Source organism: Streptomyces sp. NPDC096013 (assembly GCF_044763565.1).
GTDB lineage: Bacteria > Actinomycetota > Actinomycetes > Streptomycetales > Streptomycetaceae > Streptomyces.
In genome coordinates this window covers 122,432-139,794 of the sequence record NZ_JBIWGK010000009.1, presented here as the reverse complement: position 1 = coordinate 139,794, position 17,363 = coordinate 122,432, and the positions used below count along the sequence as shown (strand labels likewise).

At 70.7% G+C, this 17,363-nt stretch carries 19 protein-coding genes; 14 read left to right on the top strand and 5 right to left on the bottom strand.

What is annotated here, in order from left to right; genetic code table 11:
- Window positions 1-13: 13 nt before the first annotated feature.
- Window positions 14-643, top strand: a complete 630-nt coding sequence (locus ACIRB1_RS28465) for a class I SAM-dependent methyltransferase (RefSeq protein WP_403467461.1) — start codon at window positions 14-16, stop codon at window positions 641-643.
- A 43-nt stretch (window positions 644-686) separates the two neighbouring features.
- Here the strand turns inward: ACIRB1_RS28465 and ACIRB1_RS28460 are convergent, their stop codons facing one another.
- Complete coding sequence (locus ACIRB1_RS28460; RefSeq protein ID WP_403467460.1) at window positions 687-929, bottom strand: mycoredoxin; 243 nt, start codon at window positions 927-929, stop codon at window positions 687-689.
- 182 nt (window positions 930-1,111) lie between these two features.
- Here ACIRB1_RS28460 and ACIRB1_RS28455 point away from each other — a divergent pair, with 182 nt between their 5' ends.
- From ACIRB1_RS28455 to ACIRB1_RS28435, 5 genes are all read left to right on the top strand, one after another.
- Window positions 1,112-3,310: an ATP-dependent DNA helicase UvrD2 gene (locus tag ACIRB1_RS28455; protein WP_352180718.1), complete on the top strand. Its 2,199-nt coding sequence runs from the start codon at window positions 1,112-1,114 to the stop codon at window positions 3,308-3,310.
- Between the two features lie 168 nt (window positions 3,311-3,478).
- Complete coding sequence (locus ACIRB1_RS28450; RefSeq protein WP_328932612.1) at window positions 3,479-3,796, top strand: hypothetical protein; 318 nt, start codon at window positions 3,479-3,481, stop codon at window positions 3,794-3,796.
- Between the two features lie 173 nt (window positions 3,797-3,969).
- Entirely contained in the window at window positions 3,970-4,338 is a 369-nt protein-coding gene (locus tag ACIRB1_RS28445; protein ID WP_266772327.1) for a WhiB family transcriptional regulator, read from the top strand.
- Window positions 4,335-4,661 carry a hypothetical protein gene (locus ACIRB1_RS28440; protein ID WP_369190071.1) on the top strand — a complete coding sequence of 109 codons (327 nt, stop codon included), beginning with the start codon at window positions 4,335-4,337 and terminating at the stop codon, window positions 4,659-4,661. Before ACIRB1_RS28445 ends, ACIRB1_RS28440 begins: the two co-directional genes overlap by 4 nt.
- A gap of 133 nt (window positions 4,662-4,794) precedes the next feature.
- Window positions 4,795-5,004, top strand: a complete 210-nt coding sequence (locus ACIRB1_RS28435; protein WP_403467459.1) for a hypothetical protein — start codon at window positions 4,795-4,797, stop codon at window positions 5,002-5,004.
- Between the two features lie 128 nt (window positions 5,005-5,132).
- Here ACIRB1_RS28435 and ACIRB1_RS28430 read toward each other — a convergent pair whose 3' ends face one another.
- Complete coding sequence (locus ACIRB1_RS28430; RefSeq protein ID WP_352180716.1) at window positions 5,133-6,515, bottom strand: AarF/ABC1/UbiB kinase family protein; 1,383 nt, start codon at window positions 6,513-6,515, stop codon at window positions 5,133-5,135.
- A complete protein-coding gene (locus tag ACIRB1_RS28425; RefSeq protein ID WP_403467458.1) occupies window positions 6,508-7,734 on the bottom strand; it encodes a TOMM precursor leader peptide-binding protein in 1,227 nt (408 codons plus the stop codon). The genes ACIRB1_RS28430 and ACIRB1_RS28425 overlap by 8 nt, the downstream gene beginning before the upstream one ends.
- A gap of 218 nt (window positions 7,735-7,952) precedes the next feature.
- On the opposite strand from ACIRB1_RS28425, the gene ACIRB1_RS28420 reads away from it, so the two are divergent.
- From ACIRB1_RS28420 to ACIRB1_RS28405, 4 genes are all read left to right on the top strand, one after another.
- Entirely contained in the window at window positions 7,953-8,549 is a 597-nt protein-coding gene (locus ACIRB1_RS28420) for a M48 family metallopeptidase (protein ID WP_352180714.1), read from the top strand.
- Window positions 8,550-8,663: 114 nt separating this feature from the next.
- Window positions 8,664-10,316 carry a TerD family protein gene (locus ACIRB1_RS28415; protein ID WP_403467457.1) on the top strand — a complete coding sequence of 551 codons (1,653 nt, stop codon included), beginning with the start codon at window positions 8,664-8,666 and terminating at the stop codon, window positions 10,314-10,316.
- Between the two features lie 11 nt (window positions 10,317-10,327).
- The gene (locus ACIRB1_RS28410) at window positions 10,328-11,008 is read left to right on the top strand and encodes an AIM24 family protein (protein ID WP_328829219.1); all 681 of its coding nucleotides are present in this window, start codon (window positions 10,328-10,330) and stop codon (window positions 11,006-11,008) included.
- A 16-nt stretch (window positions 11,009-11,024) separates the two neighbouring features.
- Complete coding sequence (locus ACIRB1_RS28405) at window positions 11,025-11,780, top strand: AIM24 family protein (protein WP_403467456.1); 756 nt, start codon at window positions 11,025-11,027, stop codon at window positions 11,778-11,780.
- A 76-nt stretch (window positions 11,781-11,856) separates the two neighbouring features.
- Here ACIRB1_RS28405 and ACIRB1_RS28400 read toward each other — a convergent pair whose 3' ends face one another.
- Both ACIRB1_RS28400 and ACIRB1_RS28395 read right to left on the bottom strand, forming a co-directional pair.
- The gene (locus ACIRB1_RS28400; RefSeq protein WP_352180711.1) at window positions 11,857-12,378 is read right to left on the bottom strand and encodes an NUDIX hydrolase; all 522 of its coding nucleotides are present in this window, start codon (window positions 12,376-12,378) and stop codon (window positions 11,857-11,859) included.
- Complete coding sequence (locus ACIRB1_RS28395) at window positions 12,375-13,814, bottom strand: zinc-dependent metalloprotease (protein ID WP_352180710.1); 1,440 nt, start codon at window positions 13,812-13,814, stop codon at window positions 12,375-12,377. Before ACIRB1_RS28395 ends, ACIRB1_RS28400 begins: the two co-directional genes overlap by 4 nt.
- A gap of 192 nt (window positions 13,815-14,006) precedes the next feature.
- On the opposite strand from ACIRB1_RS28395, the gene ACIRB1_RS28390 reads away from it, so the two are divergent.
- The 4 genes from ACIRB1_RS28390 (at window position 14,007) to ACIRB1_RS28375 (ending at window position 17,322) form a co-directional block, all read left to right on the top strand.
- Window positions 14,007-15,119: an SDR family oxidoreductase gene (locus ACIRB1_RS28390; protein WP_033282043.1), complete on the top strand. Its 1,113-nt coding sequence runs from the start codon at window positions 14,007-14,009 to the stop codon at window positions 15,117-15,119.
- 275 nt (window positions 15,120-15,394) lie between these two features.
- Window positions 15,395-15,856, top strand: a complete 462-nt coding sequence (locus ACIRB1_RS28385) for a molybdenum cofactor biosynthesis protein MoaE (RefSeq protein WP_352180708.1) — start codon at window positions 15,395-15,397, stop codon at window positions 15,854-15,856.
- Window positions 15,857-16,006: 150 nt separating this feature from the next.
- A complete protein-coding gene (locus ACIRB1_RS28380) occupies window positions 16,007-16,171 on the top strand; it encodes a hypothetical protein (protein ID WP_266772351.1) in 165 nt (54 codons plus the stop codon).
- A 53-nt stretch (window positions 16,172-16,224) separates the two neighbouring features.
- Entirely contained in the window at window positions 16,225-17,322 is a 1,098-nt protein-coding gene (locus tag ACIRB1_RS28375) for a PDZ domain-containing protein (protein WP_403467455.1), read from the top strand.
- Window positions 17,323-17,363: the final 41 nt, after the last annotated feature.

Below are 17,363 nucleotides of genomic sequence, written 5' to 3'. Positions count from 1 at the left end.
GACCGGGGCGCCGATGACCGACCCCTACTGGAACCACAACGTCCACTACCACCCCGTGGTGGTGGGCGCCGTGCCAGAGGGCTGCCGTACCGCCCTGGACGTCGGCTGCGGCGACGGCCTGCTCGTCCGCAAGCTGGCGGACAGGGCCGGGTCCGTGACGGGCGTGGACCGTTCGCCCGAGATGATCCGGCTCGCCCGCGCGAACGTGCCGGAGAACGTCACCTTCGTAGAGGCCGACTACCTCGACGGCACCTCACTCGACGACGGCGGGTACGACTTCGTCAGCGCGGTCGCCGTCGTCCACCACACGGAGTTCGAGAACGCCGTGGCACGGCTGGTGAGCCTGCTGGCTCCCGGGGGACGGCTCGTGATCGTCGGCCTGGCGTACAACAAGACGTTCCTGGAGTGGACGATCAGCGGCTGCGGGCTGCCCGTGAGCCGGTTCCTGGCGCGACGGCACGGTGGGAAGCTCGGACCCGTCGGCATGCCCATGGAGGACACGCTCATGAGCTGGGGAGAGGCCCGCGGGAACGTCCGGCGCCTGCTGCCCGGGGCCCGCTTCCGGCGACGGCTCCTGTGGCGCTACATCGCCGTGTGGGACAAGCCGGTCGCGTCGCAGGAACGACAAGAGGGTGGCCCCTGACCTCAGGGCCACCCTCTTCGGAGTCGCGCGCGCCGACCGTCGTTCAGACGCCGATCTTCTGCTTGACCTGGGCCAGCGAAGGGTTCGTCAGCGTCGAACCGTCCTCGAAAAGTACGGTCGGGACCGTCTGGTTCCCGCCATTCGCCTTCTCGACGAACGCCGCCGAAGCCGGGTCCTGCTCGATGTTGATCTCGGTGTACGCGATTCCCTCGCGGTCCATCTGGCCCTTCAGCCGACGGCAGTAACCGCACCACGTGGTGCTGTACATCGTCACAGTGCCCGACATTCTCTCGCGCTCCTCAACAGCTCGGGGATGGTTCCTCGCAGTGGAGGGAACGTACGGGACACGGCCGCCATTCCCGCCGGGGGTATGCCGCGGCACTGACGCCTGCCGCATTAGTACGACTGCGGGGGCCTCCCTGTGGACAACCGACTCACCTGTCTCCGGCGACCTGGCAGCATGGCTGTGTGACAGCAGCAACGCACTCCTCCCTCTTCCCGCAGGTACCGGACTCGGCCGACGCGGTGCTCGAAGGGCTCGACCCCGAGCAGCGCGAGGTGGCCACCGCCCTGCGCGGTCCGGTGTGTGTGCTGGCGGGCGCCGGCACGGGCAAGACACGGGCGATCACCCACCGCATCGCCTACGGAGTGCGCGCCGGGGTCCTGCAAGCCTCCAGCGTGCTGGCCGTCACCTTCACCAACCGCGCCGCCGGCGAGATGCGCGGCCGGCTCCGCCAGCTCGGCGCCACCGGAGTCCAGGCGCGCACGTTCCACTCGGCCGCGCTGCGCCAGCTTCAGTACTTCTGGCCGAAAGCGATCGGCGGCAGCATGCCCCGGCTCGTCGACCGCAAGATCCAGCTCGTCGCCGACGCGGCCGCCGCCTGCCGCATCCGCCTCGACCGCGGCGAACTGCGGGACGTCACCGCGGAGATCGAGTGGTCCAAGGTCACCCAGACCGTGCCCTCGGACTACGCGGCGGCGGCGGCCAAGGCGGGCCGTGACGTCCCCCGCGCCCCCGCCGAGATCGCCCAGCTCTACGCCACCTACGAAGACGTCAAGCGCGACCGCGCGGTCATCGACTTCGAGGACGTCCTGCTGCTCACCGTCGCCGTCCTCCAGGACCGGCACGACATCGCCGAACAGGTCCGCTCGCAGTACCAGCACTTCGTGGTCGACGAGTACCAGGACGTCAGCCCCCTCCAGCAGCGCCTCCTGGAGCTGTGGCTGGGCGAGCGGGACAGCCTGTGCGTCGTCGGCGACGCCAGCCAGACGATCTACTCCTTCACCGGAGCCACCCCGGACCACCTGCTCGACTTCCGCACCCGCCACCCCGGCGCCACCGTCGTCAAGCTGGTCCGCGACTACCGCTCCACACCCCAGGTCGTCCACCTCGCCAACGGCCTGCTCTCCCAGGCCCGCGGCCGTGCCGCCGACCATCGCCTGGAGCTGATCTCCCAGCGCGCCGCGGGACCCGAGCCGGTCTACGCCGAGTACACCGACGAGCCCGCCGAGGCCGAGGGCGCCGCCCGCCGCATCCGCGAACTCATGGACGCGGGCGTCCCGGCCAGCGAGATCGCGATCCTCTTCCGGACGAACTCCCAGTCCGAGACCTACGAACAGGCCCTCGCCGACGCCGGGGTCCCCTACCAACTGCGCGGTGCGGAGCGGTTCTTCGACCGCCCCGAGGTGCGCAAGGCCGGCATCGCCCTGCGCGGAGCGGCCCGCTTCGGGGGTAATGACTCCCTCCTGGACGACGTCATCGACCTGCCCTCCCAGGTCCGTGCCGTCCTCTCCGGCGAGGGCTGGACCACCGAGCCCCCGGCCGGCTCCGGCGCCGTCAGAGAGCGTTGGGAGTCGCTGGCCGCGTTGGTCAACCTCGCCCAGGACTTCGCCGCCGCCAAACCCGGAGCCACCCTGGCCGACCTGGTCGCCGAACTCGACGAGCGGGCCAACGCCCAGCACGCCCCGACCGTCCAGGGCGTCACCCTCGCCTCCCTGCACTCCGCCAAGGGCCTGGAGTGGGACGTCGTCTTCCTGGTCGGCGTCGCCGAGGGGATGATGCCGATCACCTACGCGAAGACCGACGAACAGATCGAGGAGGAGCGCCGCCTCCTCTACGTCGGCGTCACCCGCGCCAGAGAGCGGCTCCATGTCTCTTGGGCCCTGTCCCGCTCACCGGGCGGCCGCCCCAGCCGCCGCCCCAGCCGTTTCCTGAACGGCCTGCGCCCCGGCTCCACCGGCGGTGCGGCCAGACCCGGCACGGTCGCCCCCGGAGGCATCGAGCGCGGCTTCACGGGCAGCGGTCCCAAAGCCGTGCCGCGGCGGACGCAGCGCACCGTGGCCCGTTGCCGGGTCTGCGGCCGCACGCTCACCGAGGCCGGTGAGATGAAGCTGATGCGCTGCGAGGACTGCCCCTCCGACATGGACGAGGGTCTCTACGAGCGGTTGCGCGAGTGGCGGGAGGTCCAGGCGCAGCGCAGCGGTCAGCCGGCGTTCTGCGTCTTCACCGACAAGACGCTGATGGCGATCGCCGAGACGGTCCCCGACGAGGAGGGCGAACTCGCGAGGATCCCCGGCGTCGGCGTGCGCAAGCTCAACCGCTACGGGGCCGATGTCCTGGCCATCTGCGGCGGTCAGGAGCCTGCGGAGGGTGTCGCGGAGGACTGATTCAAACTCGTCGAAAAAATAGTTTGCGCATGCCCCAGCAATCCCCATAGGTTCTTAGACACGGGAACAGGGGGCCTTCTCGAAGGCCCTGATCCCGTGTTGTACTTGCATATCCGAAGGGCCGGGCTCACCCCCGGTCCCCCGAGACGCCGAGAGGAGGCGATTCCAGTGATCAGCATCAACACCAGCTCCAGCAGCACCGTGAAAATGACCGATCCCTCGGTCGTCTCCCTGTGCATGCTCGGCGTTTCGAACCTGGGCACCGGTCTGTCCGGCATTTCCGCCGTTCGTCCGGCGTCCGCACTGTCTCTCGCGGTCCTTCCCGTCCGTGAGCGCAATGAGCGACCGACCAAGGCACTGGAAGCAGTAGCGGCACAGGCGCAGGCCTATGCCTTTGCGGCCGGTGCCGGAGGCCGGAAGCAGACGACGCAGCACCACCAGATGTGGGCCTTCCGTGGGCCAGAACCCTGGAGTGATCCAGCCTGATCGATCAGGCCGGCGCCTTCAGGGCCGCGGAACCCCATCCGGGATCCGCGGCCCTTTTGTTTTCCCCGAACGGGGACGACGGAGCGAAGGGGCCTCGGGACAAGAAAAGAACCCGGTACCAAGCCGACACCTAGCCCAACAGGGCCGGACCGACCAGACGAGGAAGAACAACCGTGCAACTCGAAGCGCACGCCCCGTCCGTACCGCCTTCCGAAACGATCACCCCGCCCGGCCTCACGGAGGACTCCACCTTGACTCCGCTCACTGCGCTCACCGCGCTCGACGACGCCATCGAGAACCTCGGCGTACCCGTCCCCTGCCGTTCCTACGACCCGGAGGTCTTCTTCGCCGAGTCGCCGGCCGATGTCGAGTACGCCAAGTCCCTCTGCCGCACCTGCCCGCTGATCGAGGCCTGCCTCGCCGGCGCCAAGGAGCGGCGTGAGCCCTGGGGCGTCTGGGGTGGCGAGCTGTTCGTCCAGGGTGTCGTCGTGGCCCGCAAGCGGCCGCGTGGCCGTCCGCGCAAGAACCCGGTCACGGCATGAACATCTTCGGAACGATCGACCGCCCCCTCACGCACGACCCCAAGAAGCAGGCCCCGATGAAGCCGTCCACTCCCAGCGAGCCCGCGGGCTCCGCGATCCCAGACTTCACCACCCCGGGTGCGACCGAGTCGCGCCAGAACAGGACCCGAGAGATGCAACTCATTCCAGAAGCCCTGGCTCGTGCGCATATGCACGAGCGCCTGCGGGACGCCGAGCGGGAACGCCGGGCCGTGCGCCTGGCGACCGCTCGCCGGATGCAGCGCAGGGCCGAGCGTGCCTCGATGCGCGCCCGCCGTGCGCTCGCCATGGCCGTCATGCAGTAATCGCTCACACCTGAAGCGGTGGCCCCCCGACCCCGGGAGGCGAAAGCTCCCCGCGGGGCCGGTCCGTCCGAACGGACCGGCCCCGCGGTGCGTTCAGCCCGCCGATTCCCGGTCACGGCGATATCGTCGCCGGGTGACCAGTCGTCCCGGAGACAGTGACCCCAGCGACTCCACAGCGGAGCCCCAGCCCCTCGTGTGCGCCCGCTGCGGCACCCGGTCCGAGGAGCCGCAGCCCACCTGGACCTGCTCCATGGAGCACGGAACCCGGCACTACCTCTGCGACGCCTGCGCCAGGGAGAACCTCAGGGCGATCGAAGGACGGCTCGACCCGGCCTGGTGGTAGCGCCGCGCGCCACCTGACGGCCCACCACCCGGCCGCATGCGGCCAGGCTGCATGCGATCAGGCCGCATGCCACCCGGCCGGGCGCCACTGGGCCGCGCCCTGTCCGGCCGCCCACCACCGGCCCCCGCTCACGCTTCCGCCGCGGGGTTCTCCTCGTCCAGGAACTCCTCGTACTCGTCCTCCGGTACGAATCCCGGCAGCCACTCCTCCAGCTCCTCGCGCAGCCGCACCGTCGCACCCAGCTGGCACAGCACGCCGATTGTGCTCAATGTCACCCGGTGTATCAGGAGGTACGCCGGCGGCAGGTTCAGCTGCTTGCCCAACTGGTGGGCGGGGGAGCGGGGATCGGCGATGCGTGCGGCCTGGCTGCGCATCCAGCTGCGGGTGAAGGTGAACTCGTCGACCTGGGCCGGCTCGATGATCGGCACGAGGTAGTCGAGGACGGCGTCGGGGTCCAGCTCTATCGACTCCCTGACGAAGCCCTCCGTGCGCAGCAGTTCGTAGACCGCCTCGGCGTCGCCGTCGAGCGTCATGCGCAGGGAGTCGCCGATGGTCGTAGGCAGGCCGCCCGGGAGGCGGTCGACCGTGCCGAAGTCCAGGACGCCCAGCCGCCAGTCGCCCTTGCCGTCCGGGTCGGCGGGCAGCAGCCGGAAGTTGCCCGGGTGCGGGTCCGCGTGGAGGAGGCCGGTGCGGGCCGGCCCGGAGAAGAGGAAACGGGCCAGGAGCTGGCCCGCCCGGTCGCGCTGCTCCTGGGTGCCGTCGGCGATCACCTCCGACAGCGGGATTCCCTCGATCCACTCTGTGACCAGGACCTGGTCGCACTGGTGGACCACGGCGGGCACCACGACATCCGGGTCCCCCTCGAACTCCTGCGCGTGCACCTGCTGAGCCTGCGCCTCCAAGGCGTAGTCCAGCTCCTCGGAGACCCGGTCGCGGAGCTCGGCGATGAGGGGTTTGATGTCCATCCCCGGGATGAGCGGGCCCAACAGGCGGGCGAAACGGCTCAGTTGGGTCAGGTCGGACAGAAGAGCCTCGCCGGCGCCCGGGTACTGCACCTTGACCGCGACCTCGCGGCCGTCGTGCCACACCGCCCGGTGCACCTGGCCGATCGACGCGGCGGCCGAGGGTTTCTCCTCGAACTCCTGGAACAACTCGCGCCAGTCCGCGCCGAGCCGCTCCTCCAGCACACCGTGCACGGTGCGTGTCGGCATCGGTGGCGCGGCCTCCTGGAGCTTGGTCAGCGCGGCGCGATAGGGGCCGGCGACCTCCTCGGGCAGCGCCGACTCGAAGACGGACAGCGCCTGCCCGAACTTCATCGCACCGCCCTTGAGCTCGCCGAGCACCTTGAACAGCTGCTCCGCCGTGCGCTGCTGAAGCTCGCGACCGACGATGTCCGCGGACTCGCCCACGATCCGTTTGCCGAGCCCCCACGTCGCTCTCCCGGCGAAGCCGAGCGGGAGCGCGGCGAGCTTGGCGGTGCGGGTGACCGCCTTGCGGGGAAGATCAGACATGCGCCCTCCAAGTCCCGGCCGGCCGGGCCGAGTCTGCCCTACGGCGCACATCCCTCGACGGCCGGTCCCCTCCCATTGTCGCGTGTCGATCCCCGTCCGTAGAGGTGTGTCCTTCCTTACCTTTCTCCGCGCTCTTCTCCGAGGCTCCGCAGGGGCATCCGGAATGCGCCCAGACCGGTCGCGCGTGCCAGTGCAGAGCGGGTAGGGAGAGTTCCCAGCGCGCGCCCGTGCTCGACGGCGACTGGCCGTCCAGGAAGGCGAGCGCGTGTGCGGCCGCGAGCCCGGCGACGGTCGTGGCCAGCGTCAGATCGCAGGGCCGGACCTGGGGCTGCCTGCCGGAGCGCCACTGTGCGACCAGCCGGGGCCAGGTCGGATCGCGGTCGGTGCGCGCGTGGTGCAGGCAGCCCGCGCAGGACGTCTCGCCGGGCAGGACCAGCGGGCCCACGACGCCGGTGCCTTCCACGACACCCGCGTACAGATGAGGAGTACCCGAGGCGATCAGGTCGGTGGCGGCGGCCGGGTCCGGCGCATACACGGCGACATCGTCACGCGGGGCGAGGATCACCAGGGAGAAACCGGGGTCGCCCTCCTCCGACGCGGCCCGCGAGGTCTGGCGCGGCGGGCGGTCCGGTGCCGCCCGGCGCACCGCGCGGCGCGCCGCCTCGTCCCTGCGCTCGCCTACCGCCTCGGCGGGCAGCCCGCCCGGAGCGACGTCCCAGGGCTCGGTGACACCGCCGTCACGTACAGCGATCTCGCCGACCCCCGCGCCCGACAGCAACGCGGCGACCACCGCGCCCACCCGGCCCGCGCCCCGCACCTGCACCCGCAGCGCGCGGCGCGCCGCCAGACGGCCCAGCGCCGCGCCCGGCTCGCCGGTGGTCAGGGAGAGCGACGCGAGGTCGGGGCGCAGCCGGTCGAGGACGTCCTTCTTCGCGCGGAGGGCGTCGGCCGCGGGGCCGCCGCCGGTCGCGTCGTCGAGCAGGCCCGCCTGTGTCAGCCCCTCCACCAGCCGGTCGACATGGCCCTCGGGCAGATCCATCCGGTGCCCCTCCTCGCGCAGAAGGGGCAGTCCGCGGGTGCCGTTGAGCAGGTCCAGGAAGCTGCCCGTGGCCGTGTCCATCGGGCCCAGTGTCATCGCGTGCGCCGGTGTCATCCCGAACTGCACGGTGTTGAGATCGCGCCAGCCGCGCCGCAGCGCGGGCTTCACCATCGGATGCATGACAGGCCCCCGTAGCCCTAGGAAGTACGTCCCGTGTGCCGGTGGAACGGGTCGGTGCTCCGCCGGTCATGCCAGCGTGCCCGGTCCTGCCGACGGGCGCCGAAAGTTGTCCACAGGCTGTGGGGATTCGTCGTACGAATCAAACGCTTGGTGGGGTATCGACACCGAACCGTCCCGGGGGCGGGACTTCCCGCGTGTGCAGAGGGTAACGTCGTGCCGTGCCCGCCGACCCACTGCACAGCGCCGGAAAACCACAGCGCAGTACGACGAGCCTGCCGCCAGGCGGCCCGGGGGCGAGCGCGATCGAGGTCCGCAGGAGCGCGCGCAGGCGCAGAACCGTCTCCGCGTACCGCGAGGGCGATCGCACCGTCGTGCTCATCCCCGCCCGCATGTCCGAGGCGGAGGAGAAGCGCTGGGTCACCGTCATGCTCGACAAGCTGGCCGCCCAGGAAAGCAAACGCGTGCTCGGTGACGCGGAGCTGGCCGAGCGCGCCGAGCGGCTGTCCGCCCAGTACTTCGACGGCCGCGCCCGGCCCACCTCGGTGCGCTGGGTCACCAACCAGAACACGCGCTGGGGTTCGTGCACGCCCTCCGAGGGCAGCATCCGCCTCTCGCACCGGTTGCAGGGCATGCCCGAATACGTCGTCGACTACGTACTGCTGCACGAGCTGGCGCATCTCCTGGTGCCCGGCCACGGGCCGCGGTTCTGGCGGCTCCTTGAGGCGTATCCGCGCACCGAGCGGGCCAAGGGCTATCTGGAGGGCGTGGTCGCGGCCGAGCGGCTGCCCCATTCGCCGGGTGCCCGGGACGAATGACATCCCCTTGTGGGGGATTGTGTACCGGGTCTGTACCGACATCCTCGGGTGTCCGGGATTGCCGTTAGCCTGACGCGACGCACTCGCATTCGGGATGGGGGACGGTCGTTACGCATGGCCAGGGAATTCCAACGCGGCCACAAGGCCAAGATCAGTGACCTCACCGCGGGCACCGATCTGTACGTAGGTGTGCAGATCACCGGCCCCGGACTGACGTTCGACATCAGCTGCTTCGGCCTCGACGCCGAGGAACGGCTCTCGGACGACCGGTACTTCGTGTTCTTCAACCAGCCGAAGTCCCCCGAGGAGTCCATCCAGCTCCTGGGTGCCCAGGCGGGCGACTCGGAGTCCTTCCGCGTCACGCTCGACAAGATCCCGCCGCAGATCCACAAGCTGGCCTTCACGGCGACGCTCGACGGCGCCGGGCAGATGTCGCAGATCGCCCCCGGGTACATCCGGATCGTCGCGGGCGGCGAGGAGGTGGCCCGCTACTCGTTCAACGGTTCGGAGTTCACCACCGAGCGCGCCGTGATGCTGGGCGACTTCTACCTGAAGGACGTCTGGCGGTTCGCGGCCGTCGGTCAGGGCTTCGACGGCGGCCTCGAAGCGCTGCTGAAGAACTTCGGCGGCGAGGTCATGGAGGAGGAGGCGCCCGCCGCGCAGCAGCCGCAGTCCGGCGCCGCCCCGGGCTTCGCCCCGCCGCCGCAGGGCTCGGCGCCACCCGCGTTCGGCGCCCCGTCCGCCCCGGCACCCGCACCCGCACCGCGGCCCGCGGCGCAGGGCTTCATGCCACCGCCGGCCCCGGCGCCCGCACCCTCCGTGCACGGCGCACCGACGATCATCGCGCCGATGACCCCGCCCGGCGGCGCCCCCGTCCCGCCCCCGGCTCCCGCTCCCGCGCCCTACGGCCAGCCTCCGCAGCCGTTCGGCCAGCAGGCCCCGGGCCAGACCGCGCCCCTGCCTCCCGGCTACGGACAGGCACCGCCGCCTCCGCCCGGCTACGGCCAGCCGCCCGCGCCCCCCGGCTACGGGCAGCAACAGCCTCCCTTCGGGCAGGTCCCCGGCCAGGCCGCCGGCTACGGAGTTCCCCAGGGCTCTCCCCAGGGCGCCGGTGTGTCGGCCGCGCTGGAGAAGTTCAAGGAGACGCCCACTGGGCAGCGCTGGACGCAGCAGAACAAGAAGCTGATCCGCGTCGACCTCGGCATCGGCGGCCAGCCCGTGCTGGCACGCCAGGGCAGCATGGTGCTCTACCAGGGCAAGGTCGACTTCGGCTACAAGGGCGCCGGGTTCGCCGGACGGCTCGTCGGCAACGCGACCGGCCAGGAGATGCAGCTGATGCGCTGCACCGGCCAGGGCCAGGTGTTCCTCGCCGAGAACTCCACCCACCTGCACCCCGTCGAGCTCCAGGGGGACGCGATCTGCGTCTCCGCGGAGAACGTCCTCGCCTTCGACGAGAGCCTCCAGTACGAGGTCAGACGCATCGAGGGACACGGCATCCCCGGGGGTGCGCTGTTCACCATGCAGTTCCAGGGGACGGGCACCATCGTCGTCAAGACGCACGGCTCGCCCGTGGTGCTGCCCGTCACGCCGACCACGTTCGCCGACTGCAACGCGGTCGTCGCCTGGTCCGCTGCCGCCCAGGTGATCGTCTCCAGCCAGGTCCGGATGCGCCGCAACGCCTATCCGGGCGACACCGGGGAGAGCGTCAACCTTCAGTTCCGGGCCGCCCCCGGCAACTTCATCGTCGTCCAGCCGTACGAGGTCTGAGGGAGCCCGTCATGAACCAGCCGCTTGCGGGCTACGCCCCCGCACCCGTCTCCGCCCGCATGGAGAACCACGGCAACAACATGCTGAAGGTCGCCATGCAGACCGGAAGCGACCTCTTCGCGCGCGTGGGCTCGATGATCGCCTACGAGGGCTTCATCCAGTACGAGCCCAACCCGCCGGCCGTGCGCCAGATCGCGCGCGACTGGATGACCGGGGAGGGCGCCCCCCTGATGAAGTGCTCCGGGGACGGACTCCTCTACCTCGCCGACTACGGCGCCGACGTCGTCGTGATCAACCTCAACGGCGACGGGATCTCCGTCAACGCCACCAACCTGCTCGCCTTCGACGCCCACCTCACCTGGGGCGTGGAGCGGGTCAAGGGGCTCGCGAAGTTCGCGGGCCAGGGACTGTGGAACACGAAGATCAGCGGCCAGGGGTGGGTCGCGCTGACCTCCCGCGGCAAGCCGATCGTCGTCGACTGCGGCGGTGGCGAGGACGAGACGTACGTCGACCCGGACGCGCTCGTCGCCTGGTCCCCGAACCTCAAGGTGAAGGGCAAGCGCAGCTTCAAGGCGCAGTCGCTGATCGGCCGCGGCAGCGGCGAGGCCTACCAGATGGCCTTCTCCGGGACGGGCATCGTCGTCGTCCAGCCCAGCGAGGACAGCACCGACCGCCTCCGGTTCCGGGGCTGAGGGGGAACACGACACCATGCAGAGCCCGCTTTTCGCGTTCAACGACTCGCAGTCCCAGGACCGCTACAGCCTCCAGAACAAGCAGATGCTCCGCGTCGTCCTGGAGGGCCACGACGACATCCTCGCCCGCAAGGGCACGATGGTCGCCTACCAGGGGCTCGTCGAGTTCGACGCCGAGTACCAGAACACCCAGCAGGCCTACGCCCGCGCCGCCACCGGCGAGGGCCTCAGCCTCATGCGCTGCCACGGGCAGGGCACGGTCTTCCTCGCCAACCTCGCGCAGCACATCCACGTGGTGGACGTGGAACAGGACGGCCTGACCGTCGACAGCAGCTACGTCCTCGCCATGGACTCCTCGCTGCACCATGAGGTCATCGCCGTGGACAGCCAGTACGGCATCTCCGGCTCAGGGAAGTACCAGCTCAACATCACCGGCCACGGCAAGGTCGCCCTGATGACCTCGGGCGCGCCCCTGATGATGCAGGTCACGCCCGACAAGTACGTCAACTGCGACGCCGACGCGATCGTCGCCTGGTCCACAGGACTGCGGGTCCAGATGCAGGCCCAGACGCACTCCTCCGGGGTGTGGCGGCGCCGGGGCAACACCGGTGAGGGCTGGGAGCTGAGCTTCATGGGCAGCGGTTACGCGCTCGTCCAGCCCAGCGAGCTGCTGCCGCCGCAGAACGCCGCGATCGGCCAGGGCGTCGCCGCCCAGTTCGGCATGGGCCAGCACGGCGCCCACGCGCAGAACCAGGGCAACGCCTGGAGCTGAGCGTCCGGAAAACAAACGTAAGGGGCGCCCGCCGAAGCGGGCGCCCCTTACACGTTCAGCGCTTGCCACACCCCGCTCAGAGCCTGGCGCGCGTCGCCTCCAGCAGCCGTACGACCGACTCGTCCGCCACCGACGCCACCTCGTCATAGGGGAACCAGCGCAGGTCGAGGGACTCGTCGCTGATCTCCTGGACGGCGCCGGACGGTGCCAGCACCGCGTACTGGACGTCGTAGTGGACGTGGCACGGTGCGGGGATCGCGTGGCGGTCCAGGCGGACTGGGCCGCCCGGCAGGAGAGTCAGCCCGGTGATGCCGGACTCCTCCGTGGCCTCGCGCAGCGCCGCCGCCTCCAGGGAGGTGTCCTCCGGCTCGCAGTGACCGCCCATCTGGAGCCACATCCGCAGCTTCTTGTGCAGGGTCAGCAGGACCCTGCCGTGCTCCGGATCGATCACCAGGGCGCTCGCCGTGACATGCCCGGAGTGACACGACTTCCACATGCCGTCCGGGTGGGCGGCCAGGTGGTCCAGGTAGGCCTGGCGCAGCTCTTCCTGGTCCTCGTAGCTCTTGAGCACGAGGACCGCGTCGTCATACAGGCTCACTCGGTGTCGTCGTCCTTGGAGTCCGCGTCCTTCGTCAGGTTCGGCTTCTCCGCGGTGCCGCTCGCGGCCTCGCCGAGCATCTTGTCCAGCTCGGAGAAGTCCAGCTGCTCGCGGTGCACGAAGCCGTCCGGGTCGTCCAGGTCGGAGGCCGTCGGCAGCATGTCCGGGTGGGCCCACAGGCCGTCCCGGCCGTCGACACCGCGCGCGTCCGTGAGCGAGGCCCACAGGCGGGAGGCGTCGCGCAGCCGGCGGGGGCGCAGCTCCAGGCCGATCAGCGTGGCGAACGTCTGCTCGGCGGGACCGCCCGTCGCGCGACGGCGCCGCAGGGTCTCGCGGAGCGCGTCGGCGGACGTCAGACGCGGCTTCGCGGCCGCGTGGACCACCGCGTCGACCCAGCCCTCGACGAGCGCCAGAGCCGTCTCCAGACGGGCCAGGGCGGCCTTCTGCTCCGGAGTGTCCTCCGGCTGGAACATGCCCTGCTGGAGGGCGTCCTGCAGCTGCTCCGGATTGGCCGGGTCGAACTGGCCGACCACGTCCTCCAGCTTCGCGGTGTCGACCTTGATCCCGCGCGCGTACCCGTCGACCGCGCCGTACAGGTGCGAGCGCAGCCACGGCACGTGCGCGAACAGGCGCTGGTGGGCCGCCTCGCGCAGGGCGAGGTAGAGCCGCACCTCCTCCTGGGGGACGCCCAGGTCCTTGCCGAACGCCGTGATGTTCAGCGGCAGCAGCGCGGCCTTGCCGACCGGGCCGAGCGGCAGGCCGATGTCGGTCGAGCCGACGACCTCGCCCGCGAGCACGCCGACGGCCTGCCCGATCTGCGTGCCGAACATGGCGCCGCCCATCGAGCGCATCATGCCGATCAGCGGGCCCGCCATGGCCTGCATCTCCTCCGGCAGGACGTCACCCATGGCCGCGCCGACACGCTCGGCGACCGGGTCCACGAGTTCCTTCCAGGCAGGCAGGGTCGCCTCGACCCACTCCGCGCGGGACCACGCCACGGCGCTCCCGGCACCGGACGGAAGCGAGGTCGCGTCGTCCAGCCACAGGTCGGCCAGGCGCACCGCCTCCTCGACCGCGCTGCGGTCGGCGGGACCGATGCTCGCGTCCTTGACGCCGTCCTGCGTGCCCTGGGAGACCGTCTGGCGGGCGATCTGCTTGGCCATGTCCCAGTTCACCGGGCCGCCCTCGTACGAGAGCATCTGGCCCAGCTGCTGGAACGCGGCGCCCAGGTCATTGGGGTTCAGCGAGCCGAACATGGCTGCGAGCGGATTGTCCGCGCCGGGGCCGCCCAGGCCACCGGCACCCGGCAGGCCGCCGAAACCGAACGGGTTGGCCGGTCCCTGACCACCACCGCTCTCCTGGTCCTTCTTCTTGCCCTCGTCGCCGTCGTCCGGCTCCTCCGGCGGAAGGCCGAATCCGAATGGGGTGTCACTCACGGGATTCCTCGGCTGTTAAGGCCGCCGGTTCTCTCCGACGGCGCGACTGCCCTTCAACACCACCCAGCGTAGACACCGCGGGCCGATCGGGCCTCGGTGCTTCGCCGAGACCCGGCCTGCGGCAGGATGGATGCCACCTGGTCCGGACGCGTCACGCGCATCCGTACTGAAGACAACCGCTGGAGACGCCCGGTGAGTTCCCCAGATCCGCAGGTTCGCGCAGCGCGAAACCACTCAACCAGTCCCGCCGTGCGCGGGCCCGTCGTCGCGGTCACCGGCGCCGCGTCCGGGGTCGGGGCGCTGCTGACCGAGCGGCTCGCCGCCTCCGAGGAGATCAAGCAGGTCATCGCCATCGACGAGCGGCGCGGCGAGTGCGCCGCGGCGCAGTGGCACATCCTCGACGTACGGGATCCGGCCATCGCGGAGAAGCTGCGCGGCGCGGACGTCGTCGTCCATCTGGCGCTGGACCTCGATCTGGAGACTGATCCCGCCGCCCGTTCGGCTTACAACGTCCGGGGGACGCAGACCGTGCTGACCGCCGCCGCGGCGGCCGGCGTCCACCGGGTCGTGCTGTGCACCTCGGCGATGGTCTACGGAGCGCTGCCAGACAACGAACTGCCCCTCTCGGAGGACGCCGAACTGCGCGCCACGGCGGAGGCCACCGGCGTCGGCGACCTCCTGGAGGTCGAGCGCCTCGCCCGCCGCGCACCCCGGGCGCACCCCGGTCTGAACGTCACCGTCGTCCGTCCCGGAGTCCTCGTCGGCGGCACCGACACCGCGCTGACCAGGTACTTCGAGTCGCCCCGGCTGCTGGTGGTGGCCGGGTCGCGGCCCGCCTGGCAGTTCTGCCACGTCGAGGACCTGTGCAGCGCCCTGGAGTACGCCGTCCTGGAGAAGGTCGAGGGGGAACTGGCCGTCGGCTGCGACGGATGGCTGGAGCAGGAGGAGGTCGAGGAGCTCAGCGGGATCCGCCGCATGGAGCTGCCGTCCGCGGTCGCGCTCGGCGCGGCGGCCCGGCTGCACCGCATCGGGCTCACCCCGTCCCCGGCCGGCGACCTCGCCTACACGATGTACCCCTGGGTGGTCAGCGGGAGCCGGCTGCACGACGCGGGCTGGCGGCCGCAGTGGACCAACGAGGAAGTGCTCGCGGAGCTGCTGGAGGAGGTCTCCGGGCGGCACACGGTCGTCGGACGCCGCCTCGGCCGCAAGGACGCGACGGCGGCGGGCGCCGCGGGCGCGACGGTCGCCCTGCTGGGCGCGGCGGCGGTCGTACGACGGGCACGGAAGGCCCGGCGGCGGATCTGACGGGCGAGCACATCCGGGACGCCCTGGCTCCGCTGCCGTAAAGCGGGCCCCGGCCCGCGGTTCCGGGACACGCTGACCTGCCCGCGTAAAGACCGCTTGCGGGACGCCCGGACCCCGCTCCCGTCGAGCGCGCCCCGGGCCTCAGGCCCACACCGACCCCGACCTCGCCCCCGACCCGTAAAGCCCACCCCTGTAGGACACTCCAAACCCGCACACGCGCGTGCCTGGTGAAAGTGCTATTCCGTGTTGTCCGCGAGGTGCGGCACGATGGAGGCATGGCACCCACGATCGACCACCCCGGTGAGCTGGCCGCGCAGGACCCCATCAAGTTGATCGGGATCCGGGAGACGCCGCTCTCCGTGGACGAGGTCTTCCGGGCCGTGGGGGACGACGCGGCCGGCGGGATGGCCCTCTTCGTGGGGACCGTGCGCAACCACGACGGCGGGGCCGACGTCGAGGAGCTGGGGTATTCGGCCCACCCCAGTGCCGAGGACGAGATGCGGCGGATCGCCGAGAAGGTCGTCGCCGAGTATCCGGTACGGGCGCTCGCCGCCGTCCACCGTGTGGGGGATCTCGGCATCGGGGACCTGGCGGTCGTCGTCGGCGTGTCGTGTCCGCACCGGGGCGAGGCCTTCGAGGCGTGCAGGAAGCTGATCGACGACCTCAAGCACGAGGTGCCGATCTGGAAGCACCAGAGGTTCTCCGACGGCACAGAGGAGTGGGTCGGCGCCTGTTGACGCACGATCACACCTCCGTCGACACGATCACGCCTCGGTCGACCGCCCTCCGCTTGCGTAACCGTCCCCCGGGCATGAGCGTTGTCAGTGGGGCTGGCTAATCTGGTGATCAGTCAGTTGGGTTCACTCGTTCGGGGTTGGGAGGTCGGCATGGCGGCACTCGCCTGGTTGTTGATTCCGCTGGCGGCTGCGATAGGTGCCGGCGTGTGGGGAAGCTGGGCCAACCGGACCCGCAAGGCGCGCAGCGACGGTCCGGAGCTTGACGGGTACACGCGCTTCCGCGAGGCGATGGAGAAGTCCCATTCCGGCACCTGATCGGAAGACGGCCCTGACGGTGCGCTGACAGAAGCGTCCCGTACTGTCGTGCCATGCCACGCCGCACCGCGACGATGCTCGCCTCCACCCTGATGCTGATCGCGCTCCTGTGCGCGGGAGTCCTCATCAACGTCCCGTATTCGGAGATGTCGCCGGGACCGACGGTGAACACGCTCGGGGACCACGACGGCGAGCCGGTACTTCAGATCAACGGTCGCAAGACCTACGCGACGACCGGTCACCTGAACATGACGACGGTCCGCGTCACCAGCGCCGACTACAACATGAACCTCATCGAGGCCGTGTACGGCTGGCTCGCCCACGACGACAAGATCGTCCCGCACGACACGCTGTACCCGGACGGCAAGACGGAGCAGCAGTCGACCCAGGAGAACGCCGAGGAGTTCAGCCAGTCCCAGGAGAGCGCCAAGGTCGCCGCCCTGGACCAGCTGGGCGTCCCGGTGAAGTCCTGGGTGATCGTCTCCACGGTCGTCAAGGGCACCCCGGCCGAGGGCAAGCTGCACGCCGGTGACGTGATCAAGGCGGTCGACGGTACGACGGTGAAGCAGCCCGACGACGTCGCGAAGCTGGTCACCAAGCACAAGCCCGGCGAGAACGTCGTGTTCACGATCGTGCCCGCCAAGGAGCAGGCCGCCGCGGTGAAGGCGAACAAGACGGCGACGGCGACGAAGGACATCAGGATCACCACCGCGACCTCCGACGACACCGGCGCCAAGCGCGCCATCGTCGGCATCTCGGCTGGGACCGATCACACGTTCCCGTTCACCATCGACATCAAGCTCGCGGACGTCGGCGGTCCGAGCGCCGGCCTGATGTTCGCGCTCGGCATCTACGACAAGCTCACCCCGGGCGACCTCACCGGCGGCAAGTTCGTCGCGGGCACCGGCACGATCGACGACGAGGGCAAGGTCGGCCCGATCGGCGGCATCTCGATGAAGACGGTCGGCGCGCGCAGCAAGGGCGCCCAGTACTTCCTGACCCCCGCCGACAACTGCGCGGAGGCCGCCAAGGACACCCCGGGCGGCCTGAAGCTGGTCAAGGTCAACACCATCAAGGACGCGATCAGCTCCCTGAAGCTGATCAGCAGCGGCAGGACCGCCGACCTCCCGAAGTGCAGCACCAAGAGCTGAACAAGGCGTGTTCTCAAGAAGACCTCGCTACGACTCCGGGG

What these genes read in the sequence shown, in the direction of transcription:
- ACIRB1_RS28415 (WP_403467457.1), top strand. Translation starts at nt 8,664, where the DNA reads ATGGCCAGGGAATTCCAACGCGGCCACAAGGCCAAGATCAGTGACCTC.
- ACIRB1_RS28465 (WP_403467461.1), top strand. Translation starts at nt 14, where the DNA reads ATGACCGACCCCTACTGGAACCACAACGTCCACTACCACCCCGTGGTG.
- ACIRB1_RS28405 (WP_403467456.1), top strand. Translation starts at nt 11,025, where the DNA reads ATGCAGAGCCCGCTTTTCGCGTTCAACGACTCGCAGTCCCAGGACCGC.
- ACIRB1_RS28410 (WP_328829219.1), top strand. Translation starts at nt 10,328, where the DNA reads ATGAACCAGCCGCTTGCGGGCTACGCCCCCGCACCCGTCTCCGCCCGC.
- ACIRB1_RS28425 (WP_403467458.1), bottom strand. Translation starts at nt 7,734, where the DNA reads ATGCATCCGATGGTGAAGCCCGCGCTGCGGCGCGGCTGGCGCGATCTC.
- ACIRB1_RS28440 (WP_369190071.1), top strand. Translation starts at nt 4,335, where the DNA reads ATGAACATCTTCGGAACGATCGACCGCCCCCTCACGCACGACCCCAAG.
- ACIRB1_RS28375 (WP_403467455.1), top strand. Translation starts at nt 16,225, where the DNA reads ATGCCACGCCGCACCGCGACGATGCTCGCCTCCACCCTGATGCTGATC.
- ACIRB1_RS28460 (WP_403467460.1), bottom strand. Translation starts at nt 929, where the DNA reads ATGTCGGGCACTGTGACGATGTACAGCACCACGTGGTGCGGTTACTGC.
- ACIRB1_RS28430 (WP_352180716.1), bottom strand. Translation starts at nt 6,515, where the DNA reads ATGTCTGATCTTCCCCGCAAGGCGGTCACCCGCACCGCCAAGCTCGCC.
- ACIRB1_RS28385 (WP_352180708.1), top strand. Translation starts at nt 15,395, where the DNA reads ATGGCACCCACGATCGACCACCCCGGTGAGCTGGCCGCGCAGGACCCC.
- ACIRB1_RS28380 (WP_266772351.1), top strand. Translation starts at nt 16,007, where the DNA reads ATGGCGGCACTCGCCTGGTTGTTGATTCCGCTGGCGGCTGCGATAGGT.